The sequence below is a fragment of the Streptomyces sp. JHA26 genome (genome assembly GCF_002005565.1).
Taxonomy (GTDB): domain Bacteria; phylum Actinomycetota; class Actinomycetes; order Streptomycetales; family Streptomycetaceae; genus Streptomyces.
The window spans coordinates 1-1,412 of sequence record NZ_BDJC01000142.1; the positions used below are offsets into that span (position 1 = coordinate 1).

1 pseudogene is annotated in these 1,412 nt (G+C 68.3%); it reads left to right on the top strand.

The annotated features are described in order from the left end of the window. Window positions 1-1,412: pseudogene (gene pgi / locus JHAT_RS33400) on the top strand (glucose-6-phosphate isomerase); the annotation flags it as partial.

Genomic DNA, 1,412 nt, shown 5'->3' on the forward strand with positions numbered 1-1,412 from the left:
TACGTCGTGCGCGTCGGTGACCTGCGCATCGACTACTCCAAGCACCTGGTCACCGACGAGACGCTGGGCCTGTTGCGGGAACTGGCCGCCGCGACCGACGTGTTCGGGCTGCGTGACGCCATGTTCCGCGGCGAGAAGATCAACATCACCGAGGACCGGGCCGTGCTGCACACCGCGCTGCGCGCCCCGCGGGACGCGGTGATCGAGGTCGACGGCGAGAACGTCGTGCCCAGGGTCCACGCGGTGCTGGACAAGATGGCCGGCTTCGCGGACCGGGTCCGCTCCGGCAGTGGACCGGTCACACCGGCAAGCGCATCCGCAACGTCGTCAACATCGGCATCGGCGGCTCCGACCTCGGTCCCGCCATGGCCCACGAGGCGCTGCGCGCCTTCACCGACCGCGCGCTGACGGTCCGGTTCGTGTCCAACGTGGACGGCGCCGACCTGCACGAGGCGGTCGGGGACCTGGACCCGGCGGAGACCCTGTTCATCGTGGCGTCCAAGACGTTCACCACGATCGAGACCATCACCAACGCCACCTCGGCCCGCTCCTGGCTGCTGGCCGGACTCGGCGGCGACGAGAAGGCCGTCGCGAAGCACTTCGTGCCGCTGTCGACCAACGCCGGGAAGGTCGCCGACTTCGGCATCGACACGGCCAACATGTTCGAGTTCTGGGACTGGGTCGGCGGCCGCTACTCCTACGACTCGGCGATCGGCCTGTCCCTGATGATCGCCATCGGCCCGGACCGCTTCCGGGAGATGCTCGACGGCTTCCGCATCGTCGACGAGCACTTCCGCAACGCCGAGGCGCAGGCCAACGCCCCGCTGATCCTGGGCCTGCTGGGCATCTGGTACGGCAACTTCTTCGACGCCCAGTCGCACGCGGTACTGCCCTACAGCCACTACCTGTCGAAGTTCACCGCCTACCTCCAGCAGCTCGACATGGAGTCCAACGGCAAGTCGACGGACCGCCAGGGCCGCCTGGTCCACTGGCAGACCGGACCGGTGGTGTGGGGCACGCCCGGCACCAACGGACAGCACGCCTACTACCAGCTCATCCACCAGGGCACCAAGCTGATCCCGGCGGACTTCATCGGCTTCGCCCGGCCGGTGGACGAACTGAGCGACGAACTGAAGGCCCAGCACGACCTGCTGATGGCCAACTTCTTCGCCCAGACCCAGGCGCTCGCCTTCGGCAAGACCGCCGACGAGGTCCGGGCCGAGGGCGTGCCCGAGGAGCAGGTGCCGCACCGCACCTTCCACGGCAACCACCCGACGACCACGATCCTCGCCCGCGAACTGACCCCCTCCGTCCTCGGCCAGCTGATCGCGCTGTACGAGCACAAGGTGTTCGTGCAGGGCGCGGTGTGGAACATCGACTCCTTCGACCAGTGGGGCGTCGAACTCGGCAAG